Here is a 26,624-nt window from a genome sequence, read left to right on the forward strand (position 1 = left end):
CTCGCTCCTACACGATAAAGTGAATGTGCTTTTTGCCATGGTACGGGGAGATCTCAACTTTGGTTTTCACTCTGAACACATCCCAGAGCAGATCCTCGGATAAAATCTCCTGCGGGGTTCCCGTGGTCACAATTTGCCCTTTTTGCATCACTATTAACGAATCGCAGAACATCGACGCGTGGTTGAGGTCGTGGATGGCGACGATGCTGGTGACGGGTAATTCGCTGATCAAGTGCATCAGCTGCATTTGATGATGAATATCCAGGTGGTTGGTCGGTTCATCCAGCAGGATTTCTGTCGGGGCCTGAGCCAGCGCGCGGGCAATATGGACGCGCTGGCGCTCTCCGCCGGACAGGCTCAGCCAGCCCTGCTCGCTGCGGTCCAGCATGTCCACGCGCGCAAGGGCGGCGTTGACGATTTCGTCATCCTGCGCGCTCCAGTTCGAGAAGGCAGAGTGGTGCGGAATACGCCCAAGCTTTACCACGTCGCGCACGCGCATGTTGGCGTCGGTCATGCCGTGCTGCTCAACGAACGCCACGCGGCGGGCAAGCTGCTTTTTGGCAATGCGGGAAATGTCCTGGCCGTCCAGGGTCACGCAGCCGGCATCCGGGCGGCGCAGCCCGGCGAGGATACGCAAAAGGGACGATTTGCCGCAGCCGTTTGGGCCAAGCAGTCCTACCGTTTCGCCCCGGGAGACCTTCAGCGAGACGTCATTCACGATGACTTTTTTACCCACCTTCCAGGTAATATTTTCAGCGCAGATACTCATCACTTATTCCTTGAGCGGTAGATAATCACGGCAAAGAACGGGACGCCAACCAGCGCGGTCACCACGCCGACGGGCAGGCTTTGCGGGGCAATCAGCATGCGCGAGGCAATGTCTGCCAGCACCATCAGGATCGCGCCCGCCAGCGCGCTGGCAATGAGTAGCGTGCGGTGCAGCGGACCGAACAGGAAGCGCATGATGTGCGGTACCACCAGCCCGACAAAGCCGATAGAGCCTGCCATGCTGACGATCGTCGCGGTAATCAGCGCGGTGGCGGTAAATAGCGCCAGACGCACCCAGGGCACGTTAATGCCGAGCGACGCGGCGGCATCGTCCCCGAAGGTGAACGCATCCAGCGCGCGGGAATAGTAGAGACAAACGGCCAGACCCGCCAGCACCACGACCAGCGCCAGCTGGAACTCGGGCCAGCGCACGCCGCTAAAGCTGCCGAGCAGCCAGAACATCACGTCGCGCGCCTGCTGCGCGCTGGCGGAGGTGCTGATGGTGTAGGCGGTAATGGCGTTGAACAGCTGCGAGGCGGCAACCCCTGCCAGGATCGTACGCTCATTGCCGCCGCGCGCGCCGTTCGTCAGGAAGGCGACAAAGGCGAAGGCGGCGAACGCCCCGGCAAACGCGCCCGCAGAAAGCGACACCGCGCCGGTGCCGATGCCCAATACCACGACGGACACTGCACCCGTAGACGCGCCTGCGGACACGCCCAGCACGTAGGGTTCCGCCAGCGCGTTTTTCAGCAGGCTTTGCAGCACGGCGCCGCAGATGGCAAGCCCGGCACCGCAGCAGGCCGCCACCAGCGCGCGGCTCAGGCGGAAGTCCCAGATAACGCTCTCATAGATGCGGTTGAGCGGAACCTCGGTCAGCCCCAGCTTATTACCGATAGCGTAAAAGACGTTAGAGAGCGGAATCGACAGTTCGCCGACGCTGACGCCAAGGGCAATCACCAAAAATAACAGGACGATAGCAAGCAGAGCGGACGTGGTCAGGAACAGGCCCTGTCGGGCCTGCATTACGGCTGCCGTCATCAGTTCAGCCCCAGCTTTCTGAGCTGCTCGCCAACCTGCTCAGCGCCGTAGATCGTGCGAATCGTCGGGTTCATGGCCTGACCGTCCATCACCACGATGTGGCCTTTTTTCACCGCATCGAGCTGGCTGACGGCGGGATCGCTTTTCAGAAATTTGATTTTTTCTTCCGCGTTATCCAGCGCCCAGCGGTTACGATCCAGGCTGGAGACGACGATTACGTCCGGGTTGGCGGCAATAATGCTTTCCCAGCCCACGGTCGGCCATTCGGTTTCGGAGGTGATGGCGTTATGCCCGCCCAGCACGTTGGCAATAAATCCGGAGGCGCTGTTTTTACCGCCAACGTAGGCATCAGCAGACGGGGATGCGCTGGAGAACCAGAAGACGAACGACAGATCTTTTTTGCTCTTACCGAACTCCTGACGCAGGTCGGCCTCGCGTTTTTTGAAATCGGCAATGACGGCCCGACCGCGATCTTCAACGTTGAAAATTTTGGCGAAATCTTCGATCTCTTTATAGAGATAGGTCATATCCCACAGCGTCTGGCGGCTGCCGTACATATCCCCGGCCGCTTTTTTGGTGGCGCACATGCCCGGCGATAAATAGCTGTTCACGCCGACGGTGGCCAGATCTTCCCGTTTGGCGACCTTACTCTCCGGCCCGAGCAGCAGGGGAAGCTGGGCAGGAACAAAGTCAGGGTTTTGCGAAAGGATGGATTCAAGGGTGGGAATTTCAACCGTCAGCGTCTTCACTTTTGCGTTCTGTTCAGCCAGCTGCGGCAAGACTTCGGTCGGCCAGAAGGCGCTGGCTTTGACCTTATCTTCCAGCCCCAGCAGAAGCAAAATCTCCACCGTATTCTGACCAAGGGCAACGACGCGCTCAGGCGGTTTGGTAAACGTCTCTTTGTAGCCGCAGTTTTCAATCGTCAGCGGATACGTTGTTGCCAGAGCAGAACCGATCGACGCAACCGCCAGACCTAACGTAAAGATGACCTTTTTCATTACACGCTACCCTTCATTAAAATTATTATTAATGCAAATGAAACGCATTATTGAGGCGGAATTTTATACAGAGGAAAATATATTGTGTCAATGAGGGACAATTGCGCGGGGTAACGAAAGGCGGCGCCCGCAACGGCGCCGGAATGACGGGTTAAACCAGGCTCTCTTTATCGATTCCCAGACGCTTCATGCGTGAGAGCAGGGTGGTGCGCTTCAGCCCCAGCCGCTGGGCCGCGCCTTTTGGCCCCGCAACGACGCCGTTCGTCTCCTTGAGTACGCGCATTATCAGCTGATATTCATCTTCGCCGTCCTGCGCCACCTCTGCCGCAGCGCGGGTTTCGTCCGGCGGCGAGATTTCAGGCAGGGAGAGCTGAAGAACGCTTCCGCGCGTCAGCAGCACCGCGCGCTCAATGACGTTTTCCAGCTCGCGCACGTTGCCCGGCCACTCCATCGACGAAAGGGTACGCAGCGTTTCGGCGGGGATGCTGTCGATATTTCGCCCCATCCGCCGCGCAATTTTGGCGGTAAAGGCCTTCACCAGCAGGGGGATATCTTCCGGGCGCTCGCGCAGCGGCGGCAGGCAGATCGGGAAGACGTTCAGGCGGTAATAGAGATCGCTTCGAAATTCGCGGTCGGCGACCATTTTTTTCAGGTCGCGGTTGGTGGCGGCAATTAGCCGCACGTCGGTCTGGATAAGCTTGTTGCTGCCGAGACGCTCAAACTCCTGCTCCTGCAGGACGCGCAGCAGCTTGGGCTGTAGCTCCAGCGGCATATCGCCCACCTCGTCGAGGAACAGCGAGCTTTTGTCCGCCAGCTCGAAACGCCCCAGCCGCTGGCTGCTTGCCCCGGTGAACGCGCCGCGTTCGTGGCCGAACAGATCGCTTTCCAGCAGGCCCGCGGGCATGGCGGCGCAGTTCATCTTCACCATGCGGCGGCTGTTGCGGTTGCTCAGGTTGTGAATAGCCCTGGCGATCAGCTCCTTGCCGGTGCCGGTTTCGCCGAGGATCAGCACCGTGCTGTCGCTCTGCGCCACCATCTCAACCTGCTTGAGCACGCTGTACATGGCGTCGCTGCGCCCGATGATTTCGCCAAACTCGCTGTCGACGTTATTGAGCTGTTCGGTCAGGGCCAGGTTCTCATCCACCAGCCGTTCTTTCAGGCGATGAATTTCCTGATAGGCAAGGGCGTTATCCAGGGCAATAGAGATGCGCTCGGCGATCTGGCGCAGCAGCTTCAGGTTGGCGGTGGTAAACACGCCTTCCTCGCACTGCGCCAGCTTCAGCACGCCCAGCATGGTGTTGCCGGACATCAGCGGCAGCAGGCACAGCGTCTGGATTTTGTTGCCCCAGGTGTTAAACAGCATCCGCTCGTACGGCGCGACCGGGTCCTGTTCGTTCAGGTTGAGCAGCAGGATCTCTTTGCTTTTAAACACTCGCTCAGAAAGCGTACCCGCTTCGTCCACTTCGCTCTGCTCGTGCGCAGGGTTGGCTTCATCGAGATAATGCGTGGAGTAGATGTTCAGCTTGCCCTTGCGGTGCCCGCGAAGCGCAATGCTGATGGCGTCGATTTTGAAATAGTGGTGGATCTCTTTCGAGACTTCGCTGACCAGCTCGTCCATGTCGAGGCGGGAGAGCACGGCGTTGGTGATGGCGACCAGAATGCGGAAGTTGTCGCGCTCGCGGCTCAGCAGGTCGAAATCCACGTTGTTGGTGACCCGGCTTTGGATCTGCTCTGCCACCACGCCCACAATCTGGGTGAAAGTATGCAGGCGTTCGTACTCCGCCTCGGTCCAGGGCTGGTCCGTATTGCGGATAAACTCGCAGCCGCCAAAGATGTGGCCTTCCGCCGCCAGGGGTAACATGCAGTAATGGCCGAAAGGCTGGTAAATATTGCTCTCCGCCAGCTTTGGCCAGGCCTGTCGAAATTCCGCAAAATTGCAGTGCAGTACCTCCGGGCGGGAAAGAATGCGCCGCACCGGACCGTGCGCCAGAAAGGTTTCATCTTCGTATTCAAAGGGTTTGCCGTTATCACGCGTTGAGTAATAGCTCGCGCGATGCGTTCCGCTATGCCAGAGCACAACGGCGGCGCTGTCGGCCAGCGCCGATTGCCTGACCAGCCGCGTCAGGGCATCGCTGAGCGAACCGAGATCGGGCTGCTGTAAAAGTGTGCGCGTGATGTCAAACAGGCCCTGCTGTCCTAGATCGCTCATCGGTGTATACGGCATTATTGCTTTCCACTTGAAACTGGCAAAAAGATAAATTGAGTGCTGACCGCTTATGGCGCGGTCTAGCAAATACGGGGTAACGGCTCCGCGTGCGGGAGATCCAGCGTACGCTTAACGCCATACAGTCCGGCCAGGCGCACCCCTTTGCGCTCAACCACCTCGCCGATGATTGCCGCATCCTTGCCTAAGGGATGTGCGCTCAGCTGCGCAAGTACGGCTTCCGCCGCCGCGCGATTCACGCCGATGACCAGCTTGCCTTCGTTAGCAAAGTTTAGCGGATCGAGGCCTAATAGCTCGCACAGCCCGCGCACGGCAGGTTTAACCGGCAGACCGCGCTCGGTCAGTTCGATGCCGTACCCGCAGCTTGCGGCGAACTCGTGCACCACGGCGTTGACGCCGCCTCGCGTGGCGTCGCGCAGGGCTTTTACCCCCGGAATGGCGCGTAGCGTCTGGATAAGCGGAGTGAGTACCGCGCAGTCGCTGCGCAGCTCGCCGTCCAGCCCCAGGCCTTCGCGGAGGTTAAGAATCGTTGCCCCGTGGCAGCCCAGCGTTCCGCTGACGATCAGCACGTCGCCCGCGGCAAGCTGCTGCGCGCCCCAGTGGATATGGGCGGGGATCGCCCCCATGCCGGCGGTGTTGATGAAAAGCTTATCGGCCGCGCCGCGCTGCACCACTTTGGTATCCCCGGTCACGATAGCAATGCCCGCCTCGCGCGCGGTCTGCGCCATGCTGTTGACCACCGCCGCGAGCGTCTCCATCGGTAGCCCTTCTTCGAGGATAAACCCGCACGAGAGGTAGCGGGGGACCGCGCCGCTAACGGCTACGTCGTTCGCCGTGCCGCAGACGGCGAGCTTGCCGATATCGCCCCCCGGAAAGAACAGCGGATCGATCACGTAGCTGTCGGTGGAGAAGGCCAGCCGGTCGCCCTGCGCGGTCAGGGTCGTGAGGTCAATGCGCGCCTGGTCTTCCTGTTCGGCAAGCCAGGGATTGTTAAACGCCTCCATGAACAGCCGGTTAATCAGCTGCTGCATCGCCTGTCCACCGCTTCCGTGCGCCATTTCAACCGTGTTCATACTTCACACTCCTGATTGCGATACTGATACCACGCGGCACATGCGCCCTCAGAGGAGACCATCAGCGCGCCAAACGCGGTTTGCGGGTTACAGGTGTTACCCAATAATGGGCATTGATGCGGTTTACATTTTCCGGTGAGTACCTCGCCGCAGCGGGCGCGCGGATCGTCGCAAATCTGCTGCGGCTGCGGGCGGAAATGCGCCTCGGCGTCGAACGAGCGGTAGGCCGGCGTTAATCTCACGCCGGATTCGGCAATCAGCCCCAGGCCGCGCCACTCGCTGCCGCCTTCGACGCAAAACACGTCGGCTATCGCCTGCTGGGCGAGCGCATTGCCCGCATCAGGCACCACGCGGCGATACTGATTTTCTACCGCGCTCAGGGCCGCTATTTTCTGCTCAACCAGCATGGTCACGCCTTGCAGTAGATCAAGCGGTTCGAAACCAGCGACCACTAACGGACGATTGTACCGCTCAGCGATAAAGCCGTAGGCGTCTGTGCCAATCACCATGCTGACGTGCCCCGGTGCCAGAAAGGCGTCTATTCCGTTCCCCGGCGCCTCCAGCAGGCTGCGCAGCGTGGGGATGAGCGTGATGTGCTGGCAGAAGAAGAAAAAGTTGTCGAGATTACGCGCTTTCGCCTGCTGGAGCGTGATGGCGGTGGCGGGCATGGTGGTTTCAAACCCCAGGCCAAAAAACACGACCCTGCGCGCGGGGTTATTCTCTGCCAGCGTCAGGGCATCCATCGGCGAGTAAACGATCCGCACGTCCGCGCCGCGCGCCTTCGCCTGCAGCAGCGATCCCTTTTTCCCCGGCACGCGCATCGCGTCGCCAAAGGTGCAGAAGATCACGTCGGGATGGCTGGCGATTTCAATACAGCTGTCGATGCGCCCCATCGGCAGAACGCAGACCGGGCAGCCGGGGCCGTGGATAAACTCGATGTTTTCCGGCAGCAGCTGGTCGAGGCCAAACTTGAAGATGGCGTGGGTATGCCCGCCGCACACCTCCATGATCCGCAGCGGTTTTTCTTTCGTGTAGTCCAGCTGCGCCGCGCGCGTTTTCAGGTGCCCGATAAGCTGCATCACCTGTTCCGGCGCGCGGTATTCATCAACGTAACGCATGTGCTATCGCTCCTCGCCGAACAGGAGCGCGCCTACGTCAGGCTCCACGTCGAACATGTTTTGCAGGGCGTCGAGGGTGTCGCGGGCTTCCGCTTCATTTATTACGCTCATCGCAAACCCCACGTGGACCAGCACCCACTGGCCGAGGCGCGAGGCGCCCGTTTCGTCAGTGCTGCCTACCAGCGTCAGGTCGACGTCGCGCAGGATGCCGCAGACCTCGACTTTGGCCTGATTCCCGTCAATGGAATGGATCTGCCCCGGTACGCCTATGCACATCGTTCGCTCTCCAGCCAGTTCAGCCAGGCGTCCATGCCGTCGCCGCGCGTGGCGGAGACCAGCAGGATCTGAATCTCCGGATTCACTTCCCGGGCATACGCCAGACACTTATCCACGTCGAAATTCAGGTACGGCAGCAGGTCAACTTTGTTCAGCAGCATGATGGAGGCCGCAGCAAACATATGCGGATATTTCAGCGGTTTGTCTTCCCCTTCTGTCACGGAAAGCACTGCGACCTTGTGTCGTTCGCCAAGGTCAAAGCTCGCCGGGCAGACCAGGTTGCCGACGTTTTCAATAAACAGGATGCCGTTATCCGCCAGCGGCAGTCGCGGGGCGGCATCGGCAATCATCTGCGCGTCCAGATGGCAGCCTTTGCCGGTGTTGACCTGAATCGCCGGGGTGCCGGTTTCGCGAATGCGCGCGGCGTCATTAACGGTTTGCTGATCGCCTTCGATAACGGCGCAGGAGACGCGCGCGTTCAGGCGTTTGAGCGTTTCGGTCAGCAGCGTGGTTTTGCCGGAACCGGGGCTGGAGACCAGGTTCAGCACCAGCTGTTTACGGGCGGCAAAACGGGCGCGGTTGCGGGCGGCGAGCCGGTTATTTTTGTCCAGCACGTCGATCTCCACCTCCAGCATCTGGCGCTGGCTCATGCCCGGCGCGTGGGTACCCGCCTCGCCGTGGCCGTAGTGCAGATCGCCCGCAGCGGATTGTTGCGGGGCGAAGGTGATACCGGTTAAGGCCGCCGCAGGCCGCGGGGCAGGAGAAAAGGGCGCGGAGCGAAACGCGGAGTGGGGACGGTGTTCATCCCCTTCTATATACAGGTTGCCTTCGGCGCAACCGCAGGTGCTACACATAACTTACTCCTTCTCGATTTCGAGGCGTTGGATCTGCATACCGTCGTCCGCCACGATGCGCAGCCCGGCGCTCTGGCACTGCGGGCAGCGCTGAACCTTTGATGACAGCAGGGTGACGTACTGCTGGCACTGCTCGCACCAGCACTCCGCCTGCTGCTCGTCGATATGCAGCTCGCATCCTTCCGCCAGCGTACCGCGGCACACCAGCTCAAAGCAGAAGGTGAGGGCGCTGGTCTCGACGCAGGAAAACGCGCCAACCTTCAGCCAGACGCCGGTAACGCGCTTCGCGTGGTTTTGCACTGCCTGCTGTTCGATAAGCTCCAGGGCCCGCTGGCAGAGGGTAATTTCGTGCATGACGCCTCCTCAATGATTTGCGCCATTCAATGCAATAACGGTGCCAGCTTGATTTTTGTTAAGGCGTGACGATGTCAACGCTGTCGAAATGACACGTCGACACCCCGATGATGACAGCGTGAGCTTCGTTAAATCCTTTAAAATTCAATAAATTAAAAACTGGCACGGAATCTGCTTAACAGCCGCTATCTCCATTACGCGGATACCTTTTATGACTATTTGGGAAATTAGCGAAAAAGCTGACTACATCGCGCAGCGTCACCAGCAGCTGCAGGATCAGTGGCACCTCTACTGCAACTCTCTGGTTCAGGGGATCACCCTGTCGAAAGCCCGCCTGCACCACGCCATGAGCTGTGCGTCGCAGGGGGATATGCGCTTTGTGTTATTCGGTCACTTTACGATCAACGTCACTCTGGCAGAGAGTTTTAACAGCCACACCATCGAGTACTACGTCGAGACAAAAGAGGGTGAAAAACAGTGTATTGCGAAGGCGCAGCTGATGGCCGACGGCATGGTGGACGGTCACGTCAGCAATCGCGATCGCCAGCAGGTGCTTGAGCACTATCTGGAGAAAATCGCGCCGGTGTACAACGGGCTCTACGCGGCGGTTGAACACGATTTGCCGGTCAACCTGCAGCAGCTGATGGATGGAAACGCCCCGGCAAACGTGGCCTGAATATCGCGTGTCGAGATGTGTCGACACGACAGTTTTTTCGTCAAAAATGACCATCACCAGAGGATTGCCCGGTGAACCGTTTTGTAATTGCTGACTCGACGGTCTGTATTGGCTGTCGAACCTGTGAGGCGGCGTGTTCAGAAACGCATCGCCTGCACGGGCTACAGTCCATGCCGCGCCTGCGCGTCATGCGTAATGAAAAAGAGTCTGCCCCGCAGCTCTGCCACCACTGCGAGGATGCCCCCTGCGCGGGCGTCTGCCCCGTTAACGCCATCACCCGCGTTGACGGTGCCGTCCAGCTGAATGAAAGCCTGTGCGTAAGCTGCAAGCTGTGCGGCATCGCCTGTCCGTTCGGCGCCATCGAATTTTCCGGCAGCCGCCCGCTGCATATTCCGGCGAACGCAAACACGCCGAAAGCCCCGCCTGCGCCACCGGCTCCGGCACGCGTAAGCACGCTGCTGGACTGGGTGCCCGGCATCCGTGCCGTTGCGGTGAAGTGCGATCTGTGCAGCTTCGATGAACAAGGCCCGGCCTGCGTGCGCACCTGCCCGACCAAAGCGCTGATTCTGGTCAACATTCGCGACATTGCCCGCACCAGCAGGCGCAAGCGCGAGCTGACCATTAATACCGACGTCGGCGATCTTTCGCTTCTGCAGGCGCTTAACGAGGGGGCGAAATGAACGCTATTACCATGATTAACAGCGCCGTGGCGTACTTTGCCGCTGCCGCCGTGCTGGCGCTGATCTTCTCTTTTCATAAAACCCTGAGCGGCTGGATCGCCGGTATCGGCGGGGCGGTCGGCAGCCTGATGACGCTGGCTGCGGGCGGCGTCGTCCTGATCGGCGGGCAGTCCGTTTCCGCACTCATGCCGCTGATCCGCTACACCGTCGCGCTTACGCCGCTGAACGCCATCTGGCTGGTGACCTTTGGCCTGTGCGGGCTGTTTATCAGCCTGTTCAATATTGACTGGCATCGCCATCAGCAGGTCAAAGCTAACGGCCTGCTGGTGAACCTGCTGATGGCGACGGCGGTCTGCACCGTTATCGCCAGCAACCTCGGTGCGCTGGTGGTGATGGCCGAAATCATGGCGCTGTGCGGCGTGTTCCTGACGGGCTGCAGCGCCTCCGGCAAGCTGTGGTTTGCGCTCGGGCGCCTCGGCACGCTGCTGCTGGCGCTGGCCTGCTGGCTGGTGTGGCAGCGTTTCGGCACGCTGGACTTTACCGCGCTTCACGGCCAGGCGCTGGGCAATGACGTCTGGGTTCTTGGCGTCGTCGGCTTTGGCCTGCTCGCCGGGATCATCCCGTTGCACGGCTGGGTGCCGCAGGCGCACGCGAACGCCTCCGCGCCCGCCGCCGCGCTGTTCTCCACCGTCGTCATGAAGGTCGGGCTGTTCGGTATTCTGAGCATCACGCTGGCCGGCGGGCAGCCGCCGCTGTGGTGGGGCATCGTGCTGCTGGTCGCCGGCATGATTACCGCGTTCGTCGGCGGACTGTACGCGCTGATGGAGCACAACATCCAGCGCCTGCTGGCATACCACACGCTGGAAAACATCGGCATCATCCTGCTCGGTATGGGTGCGGGCGTGACCGGGCTGGCGCTTAACCAGCCGGCGCTGATTGCCTCCGGGTTTATCGGCGGCCTGTATCACCTCGTCAACCACAGCCTGTTTAAAAGCACGCTGTTCCTCGGGGCGGGCAGCGTCTGGTTCCGCACCGGCCATCGGGATATTGAAAAGCTCGGTGGGATTGGCAAAAAGATGCCGGTGATTTCACTGGCGATGCTGGTCGGGCTGATGGCGATGGCCGCGCTGCCGCCGCTGAACGGCTTTGCCGGGGAGTGGGTGATCTACCAGTCCTTCTTCGCGCTCGGTCAGAGCGACGCATTTATCGCGCGCCTGCTTGGCCCGCTGCTGGCGGTCGGCCTGGCGATTACCGGCGCGCTGGCGGTGATGTGCATGGCCAAAGTTTACGGCGTGACCTTCCTCGGCGCGCCGCGCACCCGTGAAGCTGAAAACGCCTGCTGCGCGCCGGTACTGATGGCGATAAGCGTGGTCGCGCTGGCGCTGTGCTGCATCGCGGGCGGGGTTGCCGCGCCGTGGCTGCTGCCGCTGCTGGGGCGCGCTATTCCGCTGCCGCTCGCGACGGCGCATACCGTCGTTTCCCAGCCGATGATTGCGCTGCTGCTGGTCGCCGCGCCGCTCCTGCCGTTCTTGCTGATGCTGTTCTTCAAACGCGACCGTCTCGCCTCCCGCGCGCGCGGTTCGGCGTGGGCCTGCGGCTATGAACACGAGCAGTCGATGGTTATCACCGCCCACGGCTTCGCCATGCCGGTGAAGGAGAACTTCGCCGCCGTGCTGAAGCTGCGCCACTGGCTGAACCCGGTGGACTGGGTGCCGGGCTGGCAGAGTGCTGCCGTGCCCCTGCTGTTCCGCCGTCTGGCGTTGATCGAGCTGGCGGTGCTGGTGGTCATTGTGATTTCACGAGGAGCCTGACATGAGTTTGTTACTGGCCATTCTTCAGGCGCTGGTGCTGTTCGCCGTCGCGCCGCTGCTGTCGGGCATCACGCGCGTGGCGCGCGCCCGAATGCATAACCGTCGCGGGCCCGGCGTGCTCCAGGAGTACCGCGATCTCTTCAAGCTGCTTTCTCGACAGAGCGTGGCACCCGACGCCGCAGGCTGGGTCTTCCGCCTGACGCCGTTCGTGATGGTGGGCGTGATGCTGACCATCGCCACCGCGCTGCCGGTGGTGACGGTGGGCTCGCCGCTGCCGGCGCTTGGCGATCTGATTACGCTGATCTACCTCTTCGCCATTGCCCGCTTCTTCTTTGCGATTGCGGGTCTGGACACCGGCAGCCCGTTTACCGGCATCGGCGCCAGCCGCGAGGCGATGCTCGGCGTGCTGGTGGAGCCGATCCTGCTGCTGGGGCTGTGGGTCGCCGCGCAGGTGGCCGGTTCAACCCACATCAGCTTTATCACCGACACCGTCTATCACTGGCCGGTGGCGCGCTCGATCCCGCTGGTGCTGGCGCTCTGCGCCTGCGCGTTCGCCACCTTTATTGAGATGGGCAAACTGCCGTTCGATCTGGCGGAAGCCGAGCAGGAGCTGCAGGAAGGGCCGCTTACCGAATACAGCGGCTACGGCTTTGCGGTGCTGAAGTGGGGCATCAGCCTCAAGCAGCTGGTGGTACTGCAGATGTTCGTCGGCGTTTTCTTCCCGTGGGGGCAGATGACCCATTTCTCCGCGGGCGGCCTGGTGCTGGCGGTTGTTGTTGCCGCCCTCAAGCTGCTGGTCGGCGTGCTGGTGATTGCCCTGTTTGAAAACAGCATGGCGCGCCTGCGTTTTGTCGAAACGTCGCGCATCACCTGGGCCGGTTTTGGTTTTGCATTTTTAGCGTTCGTCTCCTTGCTGGTGGCGTGATTAAAGAGAGTATTTATGTCTGAAGAAAAGAAAGGTCAGCAGTATCTCGCCGCGTTGCATCAGGCTTTCCCCGGCGTGGTGCTGGAGGAGTCATGGCAAACCAAAGACCAGATAACCGTCACCATTAAGGTGAACTACCTGCCGGAAGTGGTGGAGTTTCTGTACTACCAGCAGGGCGGCTGGCTGTCGGTGCTGTTCGGCAACGACGAGCGCCAGCTGTGCGGCAACTATGCGGTGTACTACGTGATGTCGATGGAGCAGGGCGAGAAGTGCTGGCTTACCGTGCGCGTCGAGGTCGACCCGAATAAGCCGGAATACCCGTCCGTCACGCCGCGCGTGCCCGCCGCCGTGTGGGGCGAGCGCGAAGTGCGCGACATGTACGGCCTGGTGCCGGTCGGCCTGCCGGACGAGCGCCGCCTGGTGCTGCCGGACGACTGGCCGGACGAACTCTATCCGCTGCGCAAAGACAGCATGGACTACCGCCAGCGCCCGGCGCCGACCACCGACAGCGAAACCTACGAGTTCATCAACGAGCTGGGCAGCAAGAAGAACAACGTGGTGCCGATCGGCCCGCTGCACGTCACATCCGACGAACCGGGCCACTTCCGCCTGTTCGTTGACGGCGAAAACATCATCGACGCCGACTACCGCCTGTTCTACGTCCACCGCGGCATGGAAAAGCTGGCGGAGACCCGCATGGGCTACAACGAAGTGACGTTCCTCTCTGATCGCGTGTGCGGCATCTGCGGCTTTGCCCACAGCACTGCCTACACCACCTCGGTGGAGAACGGCATGGGGATCGTGGTGCCGGAGCGCGCGCAGATGATCCGCGCCATTCTGCTGGAGGTGGAGCGCCTGCACTCGCACCTGCTCAACCTCGGCCTGGCCTGCCACTTCGTCGGCTTTGACTCCGGGTTTATGCAGTTCTTCCGCGTGCGCGAGGCGTCGATGAAGATGGCGGAGATCCTCACCGGGGCGCGTAAAACCTACGGCCTGAACCTGATCGGCGGGATCCGCCGCGACCTGCTGAAGGACGACATTATCCAGACCCGCCTGCTGGCGCAGCAGATGCGCCGCGACGTGCAGGAGCTGGTGGACATGCTGCTCAGCACGCCAAACATCGAGCAGCGCACCGTCGGCATTGGCCGCCTGGACCCGGAAATCGCCCGCGACTTCAGCAACGTCGGTCCGATGGTGCGCGCCAGTGGCCATGCCCGCGACACCCGCGCCGATCACCCGTTCGTCGGCTACGGCCTGCTGCCGATGACCGTGCACAGCGAGCAGGGCTGCGACGTCATTTCGCGCCTCAAGGTGCGCATCAACGAGGTGTTCACCGCCCTGAACATGATCGACTTCGGCCTCGATAACCTGCCGGGCGGCCCGCTGATGGTGGAAGGATTCACCTACATCCCGAACCGCTTTGCCCTCGGCTTTGCCGAAGCGCCGCGCGGGGACGATATCCACTGGAGCATGACCGGCGACAACCAGAAACTCTACCGCTGGCGCTGCCGTGCGGCGACCTACGCCAACTGGCCAACCCTGCGCTATATGCTGCGCGGTAACACCGTCTCCGACGCGCCGCTGATCATCGGCAGCCTCGACCCGTGCTACTCCTGCACCGACCGCATGACCGTCGTGGACGTGCGCAAGAAGAAAAGCCAGGTGGTGCCGTACAAAGAGCTTGAGCGCTACAGCATCGAGCGTAAGAACTCGCCGCTGAAATAGATGATGTTGTGCGGTCTGGTCCCCTCACCCCGGCCCTCTCCCCAAAGGGGCGAACGGTTCCCTCTCCCTTTTAGGGAGAGGGCTAGGGTGAGGGTGAGAAAACCGCACGAAAGCAGGAGTAAAAATGTTTACCTTTATCAAAAAAGTAATCAAAACCGGCACGGTAACCAGCAGCTATCCGCTGGAGCCGATGCCGGTGGATAAAAACTTTCGCGGCAAGCCGGAGCACAACCCGCAGCAGTGCATCGGCTGCGCGGCCTGCGTCAACGCCTGCCCGTCGAATGCGCTGACGGTAGAAACGGATCTCAAAAGCGGCGAGCTGGCCTGGCAGTTCAACCTCGGGCGCTGCATCTTCTGCGGCCGCTGCGAGGAGGTCTGCCCGACGGTCGCCATTCGCCTGTCGCAGGAATACGAGCTGGCGGTGTGGAAGAAAGAGGATTTTCTGCAGCAGTCGCGCTTTGACCTGTGCAGCTGCCGCATCTGCCAGCGTCCGTTCGCCGTGCAGAAAGAGATCGACTATGCCATCGCGCTGCTGCAGCACAACGGCGACGCACGCGCGGAGCATCACCGCGAAAGCTTTGAAACCTGCCCGGAGTGCAAGCGTCAGAAGTGCCTGCTGCCGTCCGACCGCATTGATATCACCCGCCATATGAGAGAGGCCAGCTGATGGAAAACCTACTGGGCCCGCGCGACGCTAACGGCATTCCGGTGCCGATGACGGTGGACGAATCCATCGCCAGCATGAAGGCGTCGCTGCTGAAAAAAATCAAACGCTCGGCCTACGTCTACCGCGTGGACTGCGGCGGTTGCAACGGCTGCGAGATCGAGATCTTCGCCACGCTGTCACCGCTGTTTGACGCCGAGCGCTTCGGCATCAAGGTGGTGCCGTCTCCGCGCCATGCGGACATTCTGCTGTTTACCGGGGCCGTCACCCGCGCCATGCGATCCCCCGCGCTGCGCGCCTGGCAGTCCGCGCCGGACCCGAAAATATGCATCTCGTACGGGGCCTGCGGCAACAGCGGCGGCATCTTCCACGACCTTTACTGCGTCTGGGGCGGCACCGACAAAATCGTGCCGGTGGACGTCTACATTCCAGGCTGCCCGCCGACACCCGCCGCGACGCTGTACGGCTTTGCGATGGCGCTCGGCCTGCTGGAGCAGAAAATCCACGCGCGCGAGCCGGGCGAGCTGGACAACCAGCCTGCGGCCATTCTGCACCCGGACATGGTGCAGCCGCTGCGCGTGAAGGTCGACCGCACGGCGCGGAAGCTGGCGGGCTATCGCTATGGCCGCCAGATCGCCGACGATTATCTGCGCCTGCTGAGCCAGGGCGACCATCAGGTGGCGCGCTGGCTGGAGGCGGAAAACGATCCGCGTCTCAATGAGATCGTGGCGAACCTGAACAGCATCGTGGACGAGGCGCGTATCCGATGAGTGAAACGGTGGTGTTCAGCCAGCTGAGCCGTAAGTTTATTGATGAGAACGATGCCACGCCGGATGCGGCGCAGCAGGTGGTCTATTACAGCCTGGCGATTGGGCATCACCTCGGGGTGATCGACTGCCTGGAGGCGGCGCTGAGCTGCCCGTGGGCCGATTACCTGGCGTGGATCGCCACGCTGGAGGAGGGCAGCACGGCGCGGCGCAAGATGGAGGGCGTGCCGAAATACGGCGAGATCGTCATTGACGCCAACCACATTGCGATGCTCGCCAACGCCTTTGACGCGGCGCTGAGCAGGCAAACCCCCGGGCAGCAGGCGTGGAGCAAAACGCTGCTTAGCATGCTGCACGATATTCATCAGGAGAGCGCCATCTACCTGATGGTGAGGAGATTACGTGACTGACGTTTTACTGTGTGTCGGCAACAGCATGATGGGCGACGACGGCGCGGGCCCGCTGCTGGCAGAGATGTGCGCCGCGAACCCGCAGGGCAGCTGGGTGGTGATTGACGGCGGCAGCGCGCCGGAAAACGACGTAGTCGCCATTCGCGAGCTGCGCCCGGAGAGGCTGTTAATCGTTGATGCCACCGATATGGGGCTCAACCCCGGCGAGATCCGCCTGATTGACCCGGACGACATCGCCGAGATGTTTATGATGACGACGCACAATATGCCGCTGAACTACCTGGTCGATCAGATTAAAGACGACGTGGGCGAGGTGCTGTTTTTGGGGATCCAGCCGGACATCGTTGGGTTTTATTACCCGATGACGCCGCCGGTGAAAGAGGCGGTGGAAGTGGTTTATTCACGGCTAGCGGAGTGGGGTGGAAATGGTGGATTTGAACCCCTCACCCTAACCCTCTCCCCATAGGGGAGAGGGGACAAAACACACCCTCTCCCCTATGGGGAGAGGGGTAAGGATTGGCTACTCCAGATCCCCCCCGTTACTCGCGATCACCTTCTTATACCACCCGAACGATTTCTTGCGCTTGCGGTCCAGCGTGCCGTTTCCGGCGTCATCGCGGTCAACGTAGACAAACCCGTAGCGCTTGCTCATCTCGCCCGTTGAGGCCGACACCAGGTCGATGCAGCCCCAGGTGGTGTAGCCCATCAGCGGCACGCCGTCCTCAATGGCGTCGCCCATGGCGCGGATGTGCTCGCGCAGGTAGCTGATGCGGTAGTCGTCGTTGATCTCGCCGTTGGCGTCAATCTCGTCCTTCGCGCCCAGCCCGTTTTCCACCAGAAACAGCGGCTTCTGGTAGCGGTCGTACATCATGTTCATGGTGATGCGCAGGCCGAGCGGGTCGATGCCCCAGCCCCACTCGCTCACCTGAATATGCGGGTTGCGCAGAGACTTCACGATGTTCGCCGCGCTGGTGTTGCCCGCGTTCATGTCCGCCGATGCGCAGCGCGAGGCGTAATAGCTGAACGAGACAAAGTCGACGGTGTTTTTCAGCAGTTCGTCGTCGCCGGGATCTTTCACAATCACCACGCCTTTCTCGCGGAACACGCGGGCGGAGTAGGCCGGATAGCGGCCGCGCGCCTGCACGTCGATAAAGAACAGGTTCTCGCGGTCTTTCTCGAGCGCCATCCACACGTCTTCCGGCTTGCAGGAGTACGGGTAGAAATTCCCGCCCGCCAGCATGCAGCCGACCTGGTTTTCCGGGTTCACCTCGTGGGCGATTTTGGTCGCCAGCGCGCTTGCCACCAGCTCGTGGTGCGCGGCCTGGTATTTCACCTGGTCTTCGTTTTCACCTTCCTCAAACACCAGCCCCGCGCCGGAGAACGGGCTGTGCAGCATGATGTTGATTTCGTTGAAGGTCAGCCAGTATTTCACCAGCCCGTTAAATTCTTCAAAGCAGGTGCGGGCGTAGCGGGCGAAGAAATCGACCATCTTGCGGTTGCGCCACGAGCCGTACTCCGTCACCAGGTGCATCGGCACGTCGAAGTGGCACAGGGTGACCAGCGGCTCAATGTTGTACTTTTTGCACTCCTCGAACACCGCGCGGTAGAAGGCGATGCCCTCTTTATTCGGCAGCGGCTCGTCGCCGTTCGGGTAGAGACGGCTCCAGGCAATCGAGGTGCGGAACACCGTAAAGCCCATCTCCGCCATCAGGGCGATGTCCTCTTTATAGCGATGGTAAAAATCAATCGCCTCGTGGCTTGGGTAGAACTCGTCGTCACGCAGCGAGAAACGCTTTTCCTTACCGACCTTCACCGCCAGGCGATTCGCGCCGTGGGGGATCATATCGACCGTCGTCAGCCCCTTTCCGCCTTCACGGTAAGCACCTTCACTCTGGTTAGCGGCAAGCGCGCCGCCCCATAAAAATCCTTGTGGAAAAACAGACATTCTTACCTCGCTTTCAATTTATGCTTGTGCTGCTTTGCTCTGTACCGGTGCGGTCTGCAGGGCGCGCGCTTTTTCGGCCTCGTCTTCGACCGGGATATCCTCAAAGCCGAGTATCAGGGTCAGAACAAACGACAGCACCACCGCCAGCCCCATCACGCCAAACACCCAGACGATGGTCATCGGGTTGGCCGGGTCGAAGAACTGCACGCTGGTGAACAGCCCCGGCGCCGCCATCGAGTGGCTGGCGAGACCGGCCATGCCCGCCACCGCGCCGCAGATAAAGCCGCTGATCAGGCTGGCAATCAGCGGACGCTTCAGGCGTACCGCCACGCCGTACAGGGCAGGCTCAGAGATCCCCGCCATGATGGCGGAGGCCGCCGCCGCCAGCGCCGTCTGGCGCAGCTCAGGGTTTTTGGTTTTCCACGCCACCGCCAACGACGAGCCGCCGAGCGACAGGTTGGCGCCGATTTCCGACGGCATCACCATCCCCTCTTTGCCCGTCTCGGCAATGGTCTGAATGATAGTCGGCGTAAACACGCGGTGCATCCCGGTCATCACCAGCAGCGGCCACAGCGCGCCCATGATGGCGACGGAGAGCCAGCCCAGATAGCCATGAATGGTGTAAACCAGCGCGGAGATGGCGCTGCCGATCCAGATCCCCAGCGGGCCAATCAGTACGATGGCGAGCGGGGCGGCAATCAGCACGATCAGCATCGGCTTGAGGAAGTTTTTGGTTACCGCCGGGGTAATGCGATCTACCCAGCGCTCGATGTATGACAGGCACCAGGTCATGACCAGAGCCGGGATGACGGTGTAGGTGTATTTCACCGCCGTCACCGGGATAAAGGCGAACTCAACGTGCTCGCCCTGCGCGGCCTTCGCCATCAGCTCGATAAAGCTCGGGTGCACCAGCACGCCCGCGATGGCAATCGCCAGCGACATATTGGTTTTGAACTTCACCGCCGCCGAGGCCGCCACCATCAGCGGCAGGAAGAAGAACGCGCCGTCGCCGATGACCGTCAGGATGGTCAGCGTGGGATCGCCCTTGCCCAGCACGCCGGTCATCTCGAGGATCATCGCCAGCAGCTTGACCATCGAGCCGCCGATGATCGCCGGGATCAGCGGGGACATGGTGCCGATCAGCGCGTCGAGGATCCCGGCGCCGATGCGGCGCAGGGTCAATTTCTGCGGGCCTTCCGGTACGGCAGGCTGCAGGCTGGTTGGCAGCAGGCTCACCACTTCGCGGTAGGCCTGTGAAACGGTGTTGCCGATGATCACCTGGCACTGGTTGTCGTTGCGCACCACGCCGAGCACGCCGCTGATGCTTTTCAGGCGCGCGGCGTCGGTGAGGCTTTCGTCTTTCAGCACGAAGCGCAGGCGCGTCATGCAGTGGGTGACGGCGACAATGTTCTCTCTGCCGCCCAGCGCGCTGACAACGTCGTTCGCCAGCGCGGCGTAATTTTTGGCCATCGGATGTGATCCTGTTATCGTTGTGAGAAGTGTAGGAAACCGGTTCCACATAATCATCATGAGTTTCTGTGAATGAAACAAGATCGCTTTTTAGCCATTTTTTCGTTTCGTGATGACGATCACTCGAGGGTGTTAAAAGCGTGAGATCGCCGCTGCGACAATTTTTCTGCAGTGCAGTACACTGCGCCCATCAGGTTCAAACGGAATAACAACATGACCACGATGCTGGAAGTGGCGAAGCGGGCAGGCGTTTCGAAAGCGACGGTCTCCAGGGTGCTGTCGGGAAATGGCTACGTCAGCCAGGAGACCAAAGACCGGGTATTTCAGGCCATCGAAGAGAGCGGCTATCGCCCCAATCTGCTGGCGCGAAACCTGGCGACTAAACGCACCCAGACGCTGGGGCTGGTGGTGACCAACACGCTGTATCACGGCGTCTACTTTAGCGAACTGCTGTTTAACGCCGCGCGCATGACCGAAGAGAAGGGGCGGCAGCTGATCCTCGCGGACGGCAAGCACAGCGCCGAGGAAGAGCGCGAGGCCATTCAGTATCTGCTCGACATGCGCTGCGACGCGGCGATCATCTACCCGCGCTTTTTGAGCGTGGAAGAGATGGACGAGATCGTCGAGAAGTGCGAGCAGCCGATCATGGTGCTCAACCGCCGCCTGCGGAAAAACAGCAGCCACTGCGTCTGGTCCGATCATAAAGCCTCCAGCCAGGAGGCGGTGTCGCAGCTGATTGCGAAGGGGCACCGTGACATTGCGTTTATCACCGGCTCGCTGGATTCTCCCACCGGGGTTGAGCGCCTTTCCGGCTACAGGGACGCGCTGGCGCAGCACGGTATTCCGCTGCGCGAGGGGCTGATTGCGCAGGGGAAGTGGAACCCGGCCAGCGGCGCGGCGGCGGTGTCTGAGCTGCTCGCTCGCGGCGAACGCTTTACGGCGCTGGTGGCGAGCAACGACGATATGGCGATCGGAGCCATAAAGCAGCTTCACCAGAGCGGGATCGCCACGCCGGATGCGGTGTCGGTGATCGGCTTTGACGACGTGGCGATTGCGCCCTACATCGTGCCGTCGCTCTCCAGCGTGCGCGTTCCGGTGACGGAGATGATCCAGGAGACCATTAGCCGCCTGATTTTCATGCTCGACGGCGGCGAATTCAAATATCAGCAAACGTTTTCCGGCGAGCTAATCCTGCGCGAATCGGTAATTGATGGCCCGCACCGCTGACGTCGACAGCCGTCATCGTCAGAAGTGACGATGACAACACCTCTGTCTTTTCTGTAAGTCCAGTTATTTCAACAGGTTAAAAACTGGCACGGTTTATGAATAGCTCCGCGCATGATTGTTATGCTGGAGAAGCAGATGAACCGTTTTATGATGGCCGATGCCAGTAAGTGTATTGGCTGCCGTACCTGTGAAGTTGCATGCGTAGTATCCCACCAGTCGGAGCAGGATTGCGCCTCCCTGACCCCGGAAGCCTTCCTGCCGCGCATTCACGTTATTAAGGGCGTGAACATCTCAACCGCCGCGATTTGCCGCCAGTGCGAAGACGCACCCTGCGCCAACGTCTGTCCGAACGGGGCGATTAAGCGCGAGAAAGGCTTTGTGCACGTGATGCAGGAGCGCTGCATCGGGTGTAAAACCTGCGTTGTTGCCTGCCCGTACGGGGCGATGGAGGTGGTGGTTCGCCCGGTGGTGCGCAACAGCGGAATGGGGCTGAGCGTGCGCGCGGAAAAAGCAGAAGCCAACAAGTGCGATCTCTGCTACCACCGCGAAGCCGGCCCGGCCTGCATGGAGGTCTGCCCGACGCACGCGCTGGTGTGCGTGGATCGCGACAAGCTCGAACAGATGAGCGCCGAAAAACGCCGACGTGCGGCGTTCGACACCTCCTCGTCACTGCTGTTTTAACCTGCGATGAGCGGTAACGGCGTTCAGCTGCGGGTGAGGGGCAAGGTGCAGGGCGTGGGGTTTCGGCCCTTCGTCTGGCAGCTTGCGCATCAGCTTCAGCTAGCGGGTGATGTCTGCAACGACGGAGAGGGCGTGCTGGTGCGCCTCGCGGGTAATGGGGGGGCCTTTATCGCGAGGCTGCGCCAGGACTGCCCGCCGCTGGCGCGCATTGATGACGTTGAAACGCAGCCGTTCACCTGGACGACCCTGCCGGACGCGTTCGTTATCCGCCACAGCACGGGCGGGGCGATGGACACCCAGATTGTCCCCGATGCCGCCACCTGTCCCGCGTGTCTTGCTGAAATGCGCGACCCCGGCGAGCGCCGCTACCGCTATCCGTTTATCAACTGCACCCACTGCGGCCCGCGCTTTACCATTATCCGCGCCATGCCCTACGACCGTCCGGCCACGTCAATGGCCGCTTTCCCGCTCTGCGTGCCGTGCGAAACGGAATACCGTAACCCGGCCGATCGGCGCTTCCACGCCCAGCCGGTGGCCTGCCCGGACTGCGGGCCCGCGCTGGAATGGCGTTCGGGCGACGTTGTTGCCATCCGCGAAACGGCACTGCGTGAAGCGGTGGCAATGCTCAGGAGCGGTGGCATAGTCGCGGTTAAAGGGCTGGGCGGTTTTCACCTCGTCTGTGATGCGCAAAATCCGCAGGCGATACGGAAACTGCGGGCTCGCAAACAGCGCCCGTCGAAGCCGCTGGCGGTGATGATCCCGCAGGCGGATAAGCTGCCTGAGTCGATTCAGACGCTGCTCGGCTCACCCGCTGCACCTATCGTGCTCACGCCAAAAGCCTGGCTGCCTGACTACCCTGAGGCTATCGCACCGGGTCTGGATACCCTGGGCATAATGCTTCCCGCTAATCCGCTGCAGCACCTTTTGATGATGGACTGCCGGCATCCGCTGGTGATGACCTCCGGCAACCTCAGCGGCAGGCCGCCTGCCATCAGTAATCAACAGGCGCTGGATGAACTGGGCAACATTGCGGACGGCTTCCTGCTGCACAATCGCGATATTCTTCAACGGATGGATGATTCGGTGATGGATCGGGACGGCACGATGCTGCGCCGGGCGCGCGGTTTTGTGCCCGATGCCATCACGTTGCCTGCGGGTTTCGAGAACATCCCCGCCATGCTATGCACCGGCGCGGAGATGAAAAACACCTTCTGCCTGGTGCGTGGCAGCCAGGCGGTGCTGAGCCAGCATTTTGGCGACCTGAGTGACGACGGTGTCGAAGCGCAGTGGCGCGGCGCGCTCTCGACGATGCAGGACATCTATGCCTTTCAGCCGGAGCGCGTGGTGTGCGACGCCCATCCGGGCTATCACACGCAACAATGGGCGCAGGGGCAGGGGCTACCGGTCGAAACCGTGTTGCACCATCACGCGCACGCGGCGGCGTGCCTGGCCGAAAACGGCTGGCCGCGAGAGGGCGGAGACGTTATCGCCCTGACGCTGGACGGCATCGGCATGGGCGAAAACGGCGCGCTGTGGGGCGGGGAGTGCCTGCGGGTCAACTATCTTGAGTGCGAACATCTCGGCGGGCTGCCCGCCGTTGCGCTGCCGGGCGGCGATCTGGCGGCGCGGCAGCCGTGGCGTAATTTGCTCGCCCACTGCCTGGCGTTTGTTCCTGACTGGACGCAGTACCCGGAAACGCGCGCGGTTCAGGCACAACGCTGGCCGCTGCTGGCGACGGCCATCCAGCGCGGCATTAACGCGCCGCTGGCCTCGTCGTGCGGTCGCCTGTTTGACGCGGTCGCCTGCGCGCTGGGCATCGATACGCAGAGCTATGAAGGTGAAGCCGCCTGCAGGCTGGAAGCGCTGGCATCGCGGTGCGCGGGCGTCGATCATCCGGTGACGCTGTCAGTCGAGAACCTCGCGCGTTTCTGGCAGCAGTGGCTGACCTGGCAGGCGGAACCCAGCGCGCGCGCGTGGGCGTTCCACGACGCGCTGGCTAAAGGGCTGGCAAACGTTGCGGCGTTTCATGCCCGACGCCTGTCGCTGTCGACAATCTGCCTCAGCGGCGGCGTGTTGCATAACCGTCTGCTGCGCGCGCGCCTGCGTCATTATCTCTCTGACTTCACTCTTCTTTTTCCTCATCACCTGCCCGCAGGCGACGGGGCTATCTCCTTCGGGCAGGCGGCGATCGCCGCCGCCCGGTCATGTTCACAAAGGACTTACAATGTTACGACTCTTACGCAATGAACCTTGCGCGGCGCTTCTGCTGCTGGGACTGGTAATGGCTAATTTGCTCGCCTGGGGATGGGCATGGCAAACCTTTAGCGGCAGCACGGCGCTGATGGCCGCCAGCCTGCTGGCGTGGTGCTACGGGCTGCGCCATGCGGTAGATGCGGACCACATTGCCGCCATTGATACCGTGACGCGTAAGATGATGCAGCAGGGCAAGCGTCCGTCCGGCGTGGGGGCGTGGTTCTCGCTGGGGCACTCCACCATCGTGGTGCTGGCCTCCATTGCCATCGCCGCCACCGCGACGGCGTTTCAGAAAAACATGGCATGGTTCCACGAAACCGGCAGCCTGATCGGCACCGCCGTTTCCGCGACCTTCCTGCTGGCGATGGCGCTGGTGAACATGGTGATCCTGCGCGGCGTCTGGCGCAGCTTTCAGGCGCTGAAAAACGGCAGGCCGGTGCAGGGCGACATCGCGCTGCCTGCGCAGGGCGGCGTCATGAACTGGCTGTTCGGCAAAACCTTCCGCCTGGTGAATAAAAGCTGGCAGATGTACCTGGTCGGCTTCCTGTTTGGCCTCGGCTTTGATACGGCCACCGAGATTGGCGTGCTGGGGATCTCTGCCGCCAGCGCCTCCAGCGGGATGTCGGTGTGGTCAATCATGGTCTTCCCGGCGCTCTTCGCCAGCGGCATGGCGCTGGTGGATACCCTCGACAACCTGCTGATGGTCGGGGCCTACGGCTGGGCGTTCAACAAGCCGCAGCGCAAGCTCTACTACAACATGACCATCACCGGCACCTCCGTGGTGGTGGCGCTGTTTATCGGCGGGCTGGAAGCGCTGGGCCTGCTGATGGACAAATTTGCCCTCAGCGGCGGCGTCTGGGATCTGATTGGCGCGGTGAACGACAACCTGGGCAACGCCGGGTTTGTGGTGGTCGGGCTGTTCGTTGCCTGCTGGCTGATCTCGATGGTCAACTACCGCTGGCGCGGCTACGACGCGCTGATCGTGCGCTCCTGAACCGGCGGCAGCCAGGCGCGGGTAAAATCGAGCCAGCCGCTGGCGGTCAGCACAATGTCCTGCACGTTTTCCAGGGTGTTAAGACGATAGCGGTAGTGGAACAGCGGCGTGCAGGCGCCGCTTTCCAGCAGGTGCTGAAAGAACGCGGGCACCCGTGTTTTCAGCGTTTCTTCGCTTTCGCAGTACGTTATAAGCGTCTGCTTCGCTTTTTGCCAGGCGGTCTGCCCCAGCGCGGCGGCCCAGGCGGGTTCTTCTGTAAACCACTCTGCCAGCGCAAACTCCGGCACTTCGCCAGCCAGATAGTCCCCCAGTAGGATATCGCCCTGCGCCAGCGCGTCGGGCGCATGCCATTCCTCGCGGTCCTTCCACTGAATATTAACGTCGCAGCCGCGCTTTTTCAGGCGCGCTTGCAGCATGCTGGCCAGATCGCTCAGCCCCGGCGTGTCGTAACAGACAAGCGAAAGGGTGGCGGGAAGCGCCACCTCGGATACATCCGGAAGGGCGGGCGTCGCGATGCCGGGCAGAATTTCCGTGCGGGTGTCGACATCCTCCCGGCAAAGGTACTGTTGATTGATATGCTGAATTTCCTGGCGCAGCCAGGCCGCCAGCGGCTCTGGCAGCATGGCGTTCAGCATCAGCCAGGCAAACCCACCGCTGGTAGAGGTGACGGACGCCCGGGCATTGTCTCCTTTCCCCACGGTGATCCACGCGGGTCTTTCCGCCTCGCTGCGGGTTCGCCAGAACTCAATGGCGTGGAGCAGCGGGTGCGCGGCAAAGTACCAGGGCTGGCGCTCAAGGCGCAGATAGTGGGAGTGGTGGCGAGCGATAGCAAACGGCCCGGCACCGATATCCGGCTGCTGCGGATGCGGCAGGCGACAGGCGTGGTGGGCAAGACGGTGCGCCAGCATAGCGTCGGGCGTGTTCAGCTGGAACTCCAGACACCAGGGGGCGACAAGCGACACCGTCTGAACGTGCGTGCACCCCGCGCTGCGGCCGGGATCGGCCAGCAACTGCTGAATCGCGCTGAGAACATCTTCATCGCTGATGGACTGCCCGTTATGCCAGTGCGCGCCGCTGCGCAGGTAAAACCGCCAGGCGAGTTTATCCTCGCTGGCTTCCCAGTGGTGGGCTAAATCGGGCACGGGACGTGGGTGGCCTGACGCATAGCGCGTCAGCCCCGCATGTACCGCGCAGATAATATGCTGCTCGGCGCGACGACGCTGAAGGGCGGGGTGAAGCGAGGTCAGCGGGCGGTACCACGGAATACGCAGGGTTGGCTGATGCTTTAGCCATTTTCCCCCTAAAAACGGGGTGATGATGTGGTGCAGGCTGGCCGGATCGCCGTCGGCCAGCTGGAGCGCGCTCTGGTAATCCCCTTTCTCCAGACAGGCGTGCATCAGCGGCGCGCTCAGTTCGCTGGTGGTTGTCAGGCAGTGCAGGGTGGCACGATGCCCGCGCCCCGGCTGCGCATCCCAGCTTAGCCAGCCGCTTTGTGCGAGCTGGCGCAGCAGGGTGCGCGCATGACGTTCGCTGCACAGCGCAACCTCCGCGACTTCTGCAATGGTCGTGGAGGCTGGCGCAGCGCCGTAGTGCTGATAAAGCCGTTGATACTGACGGATTTTCTGTAGCTGGCGCATAGCGGCATACCGATAACAAAGGGATGCTGAGAGTGTAGGATTTTTTTGCGGAAGAA

Annotated in this window: 25 protein-coding genes; 13 read left to right on the top strand and 12 right to left on the bottom strand. The window is 61.6% G+C overall.

Annotated elements, in window-relative coordinates; genetic code table 11:
- Positions 1-7: 7 nt before the first annotated feature.
- From eitC to hypA, 9 genes are all read right to left on the bottom strand, one after another.
- Complete coding sequence (gene eitC, locus E0L20_RS09455) at positions 8-769, bottom strand: siderophore ABC transporter ATP-binding protein EitC (protein WP_131633733.1); 762 nt, start codon at positions 767-769, stop codon at positions 8-10.
- Complete coding sequence (locus E0L20_RS09460) at positions 769-1,806, bottom strand: FecCD family ABC transporter permease (RefSeq protein WP_131633734.1); 1,038 nt, start codon at positions 1,804-1,806, stop codon at positions 769-771. Before E0L20_RS09460 ends, eitC begins: the two co-directional genes overlap by 1 nt.
- Positions 1,806-2,804 (bottom strand): siderophore ABC transporter substrate-binding protein EitA, encoded by a 999-nt coding sequence (gene eitA / locus E0L20_RS09465; RefSeq protein ID WP_131633735.1) that lies wholly within the window; start codon positions 2,802-2,804, stop codon positions 1,806-1,808. The genes E0L20_RS09460 and eitA overlap by 1 nt, the downstream gene beginning before the upstream one ends.
- Positions 2,805-2,955: 151 nt before the next feature.
- Complete coding sequence (gene flhA / locus E0L20_RS09470) at positions 2,956-5,028, bottom strand: formate hydrogenlyase transcriptional activator FlhA (RefSeq protein ID WP_131633736.1); 2,073 nt, start codon at positions 5,026-5,028, stop codon at positions 2,956-2,958.
- A gap of 62 nt (positions 5,029-5,090) precedes the next feature.
- On the bottom strand, positions 5,091-6,101 hold the full coding sequence (hypE, locus tag E0L20_RS09475; RefSeq protein ID WP_131633737.1) for a hydrogenase expression/formation protein HypE: 1,011 nt from the start codon (positions 6,099-6,101) through the stop codon (positions 5,091-5,093).
- The gene (gene hypD / locus E0L20_RS09480) at positions 6,098-7,219 is read right to left on the bottom strand and encodes a hydrogenase formation protein HypD (protein ID WP_131633738.1); all 1,122 of its coding nucleotides are present in this window, start codon (positions 7,217-7,219) and stop codon (positions 6,098-6,100) included. Before hypD ends, hypE begins: the two co-directional genes overlap by 4 nt.
- Positions 7,220-7,222: 3 nt before the next feature.
- Entirely contained in the window at positions 7,223-7,495 is a 273-nt protein-coding gene (locus tag E0L20_RS09485) for a HypC/HybG/HupF family hydrogenase formation chaperone (protein ID WP_119936001.1), read from the bottom strand.
- Positions 7,486-8,349 (bottom strand): hydrogenase nickel incorporation protein HypB, encoded by an 864-nt coding sequence (hypB, locus tag E0L20_RS09490; RefSeq protein ID WP_131633739.1) that lies wholly within the window; start codon positions 8,347-8,349, stop codon positions 7,486-7,488. The genes E0L20_RS09485 and hypB overlap by 10 nt, the downstream gene beginning before the upstream one ends.
- 3 nt (positions 8,350-8,352) lie before the next feature.
- Complete coding sequence (gene hypA / locus E0L20_RS09495; RefSeq protein WP_131633740.1) at positions 8,353-8,703, bottom strand: hydrogenase maturation nickel metallochaperone HypA; 351 nt, start codon at positions 8,701-8,703, stop codon at positions 8,353-8,355.
- Between the two features lie 211 nt (positions 8,704-8,914).
- Between hypA and hycA the strand changes: the two genes are divergently transcribed.
- The 9 genes from hycA to hycI all read left to right on the top strand — a co-directional run bounded on the left by hycA (position 8,915) and on the right by hycI (position 16,827).
- On the top strand, positions 8,915-9,379 hold the full coding sequence (gene hycA / locus E0L20_RS09500) for a formate hydrogenlyase regulator HycA (protein ID WP_131633741.1): 465 nt from the start codon (positions 8,915-8,917) through the stop codon (positions 9,377-9,379).
- 71 nt (positions 9,380-9,450) lie between these two features.
- Complete coding sequence (locus E0L20_RS09505; protein ID WP_131633742.1) at positions 9,451-10,059, top strand: 4Fe-4S dicluster domain-containing protein; 609 nt, start codon at positions 9,451-9,453, stop codon at positions 10,057-10,059.
- Positions 10,056-11,870: a formate hydrogenlyase subunit 3 gene (gene hycC, locus E0L20_RS09510; protein WP_131633743.1), complete on the top strand. Its 1,815-nt coding sequence runs from the start codon at positions 10,056-10,058 to the stop codon at positions 11,868-11,870. The genes E0L20_RS09505 and hycC overlap by 4 nt, the downstream gene beginning before the upstream one ends.
- A 1-nt stretch (position 11,871) precedes the next feature.
- Positions 11,872-12,795: a respiratory chain complex I subunit 1 family protein gene (locus tag E0L20_RS09515; RefSeq protein ID WP_131633744.1), complete on the top strand. Its 924-nt coding sequence runs from the start codon at positions 11,872-11,874 to the stop codon at positions 12,793-12,795.
- Between the two features lie 15 nt (positions 12,796-12,810).
- Positions 12,811-14,520: a hydrogenase large subunit gene (locus tag E0L20_RS09520; RefSeq protein ID WP_131633745.1), complete on the top strand. Its 1,710-nt coding sequence runs from the start codon at positions 12,811-12,813 to the stop codon at positions 14,518-14,520.
- A 124-nt stretch (positions 14,521-14,644) separates the two neighbouring features.
- Positions 14,645-15,187, top strand: coding sequence for a formate hydrogenlyase complex iron-sulfur subunit (locus tag E0L20_RS09525; protein ID WP_131633746.1), 543 nt, complete (start codon positions 14,645-14,647; stop codon positions 15,185-15,187).
- Positions 15,187-15,954 carry an NADH-quinone oxidoreductase subunit B family protein gene (locus E0L20_RS09530; RefSeq protein ID WP_023295327.1) on the top strand — a complete coding sequence of 256 codons (768 nt, stop codon included), beginning with the start codon at positions 15,187-15,189 and terminating at the stop codon, positions 15,952-15,954. The genes E0L20_RS09525 and E0L20_RS09530 overlap by 1 nt, the downstream gene beginning before the upstream one ends.
- Entirely contained in the window at positions 15,951-16,361 is a 411-nt protein-coding gene (locus E0L20_RS09535) for a formate hydrogenlyase maturation HycH family protein (RefSeq protein ID WP_131633747.1), read from the top strand. Before E0L20_RS09530 ends, E0L20_RS09535 begins: the two co-directional genes overlap by 4 nt.
- Positions 16,354-16,827: a hydrogenase maturation peptidase HycI gene (gene hycI / locus E0L20_RS09540; protein ID WP_131633748.1), complete on the top strand. Its 474-nt coding sequence runs from the start codon at positions 16,354-16,356 to the stop codon at positions 16,825-16,827. Before E0L20_RS09535 ends, hycI begins: the two co-directional genes overlap by 8 nt.
- Before the next feature lie 54 nt (positions 16,828-16,881).
- Here the strand turns inward: hycI and E0L20_RS09545 are convergent, their stop codons facing one another.
- Entirely contained in the window at positions 16,882-18,306 is a 1,425-nt protein-coding gene (locus E0L20_RS09545; RefSeq protein ID WP_131633749.1) for a 6-phospho-beta-glucosidase, read from the bottom strand.
- An 18-nt stretch (positions 18,307-18,324) separates the two neighbouring features.
- A complete protein-coding gene (ascF, locus tag E0L20_RS09550) occupies positions 18,325-19,776 on the bottom strand; it encodes a PTS cellobiose/arbutin/salicin transporter subunit IIBC (protein WP_131633750.1) in 1,452 nt (483 codons plus the stop codon).
- A 189-nt stretch (positions 19,777-19,965) separates the two neighbouring features.
- On the opposite strand from ascF, the gene E0L20_RS09555 reads away from it, so the two are divergent.
- The 4 genes from E0L20_RS09555 to E0L20_RS09570 all read left to right on the top strand — a co-directional run bounded on the left by E0L20_RS09555 (position 19,966) and on the right by E0L20_RS09570 (position 24,931).
- Positions 19,966-21,003, top strand: a complete 1,038-nt coding sequence (locus tag E0L20_RS09555; RefSeq protein WP_345788977.1) for a LacI family DNA-binding transcriptional regulator — start codon at positions 19,966-19,968, stop codon at positions 21,001-21,003.
- A gap of 135 nt (positions 21,004-21,138) precedes the next feature.
- The gene (gene hydN / locus E0L20_RS09560) at positions 21,139-21,684 is read left to right on the top strand and encodes an electron transport protein HydN (RefSeq protein ID WP_131633752.1); all 546 of its coding nucleotides are present in this window, start codon (positions 21,139-21,141) and stop codon (positions 21,682-21,684) included.
- A gap of 6 nt (positions 21,685-21,690) precedes the next feature.
- Entirely contained in the window at positions 21,691-23,931 is a 2,241-nt protein-coding gene (hypF, locus tag E0L20_RS09565) for a carbamoyltransferase HypF (RefSeq protein WP_131633753.1), read from the top strand.
- Positions 23,909-24,931, top strand: a complete 1,023-nt coding sequence (locus E0L20_RS09570; RefSeq protein WP_131633754.1) for a HoxN/HupN/NixA family nickel/cobalt transporter — start codon at positions 23,909-23,911, stop codon at positions 24,929-24,931. The genes hypF and E0L20_RS09570 overlap by 23 nt, the downstream gene beginning before the upstream one ends.
- Here the strand turns inward: E0L20_RS09570 and E0L20_RS09575 are convergent.
- Positions 24,904-26,568, bottom strand: a complete 1,665-nt coding sequence (locus tag E0L20_RS09575) for an SgrR family transcriptional regulator (protein WP_131633755.1) — start codon at positions 26,566-26,568, stop codon at positions 24,904-24,906. The genes E0L20_RS09570 and E0L20_RS09575 overlap by 28 nt on opposite strands.
- Positions 26,569-26,624 lie beyond the last annotated feature (56 nt).

Source organism: Enterobacter wuhouensis (assembly GCF_004331265.1).
Lineage (GTDB): Bacteria > Pseudomonadota > Gammaproteobacteria > Enterobacterales > Enterobacteriaceae > Enterobacter > Enterobacter wuhouensis.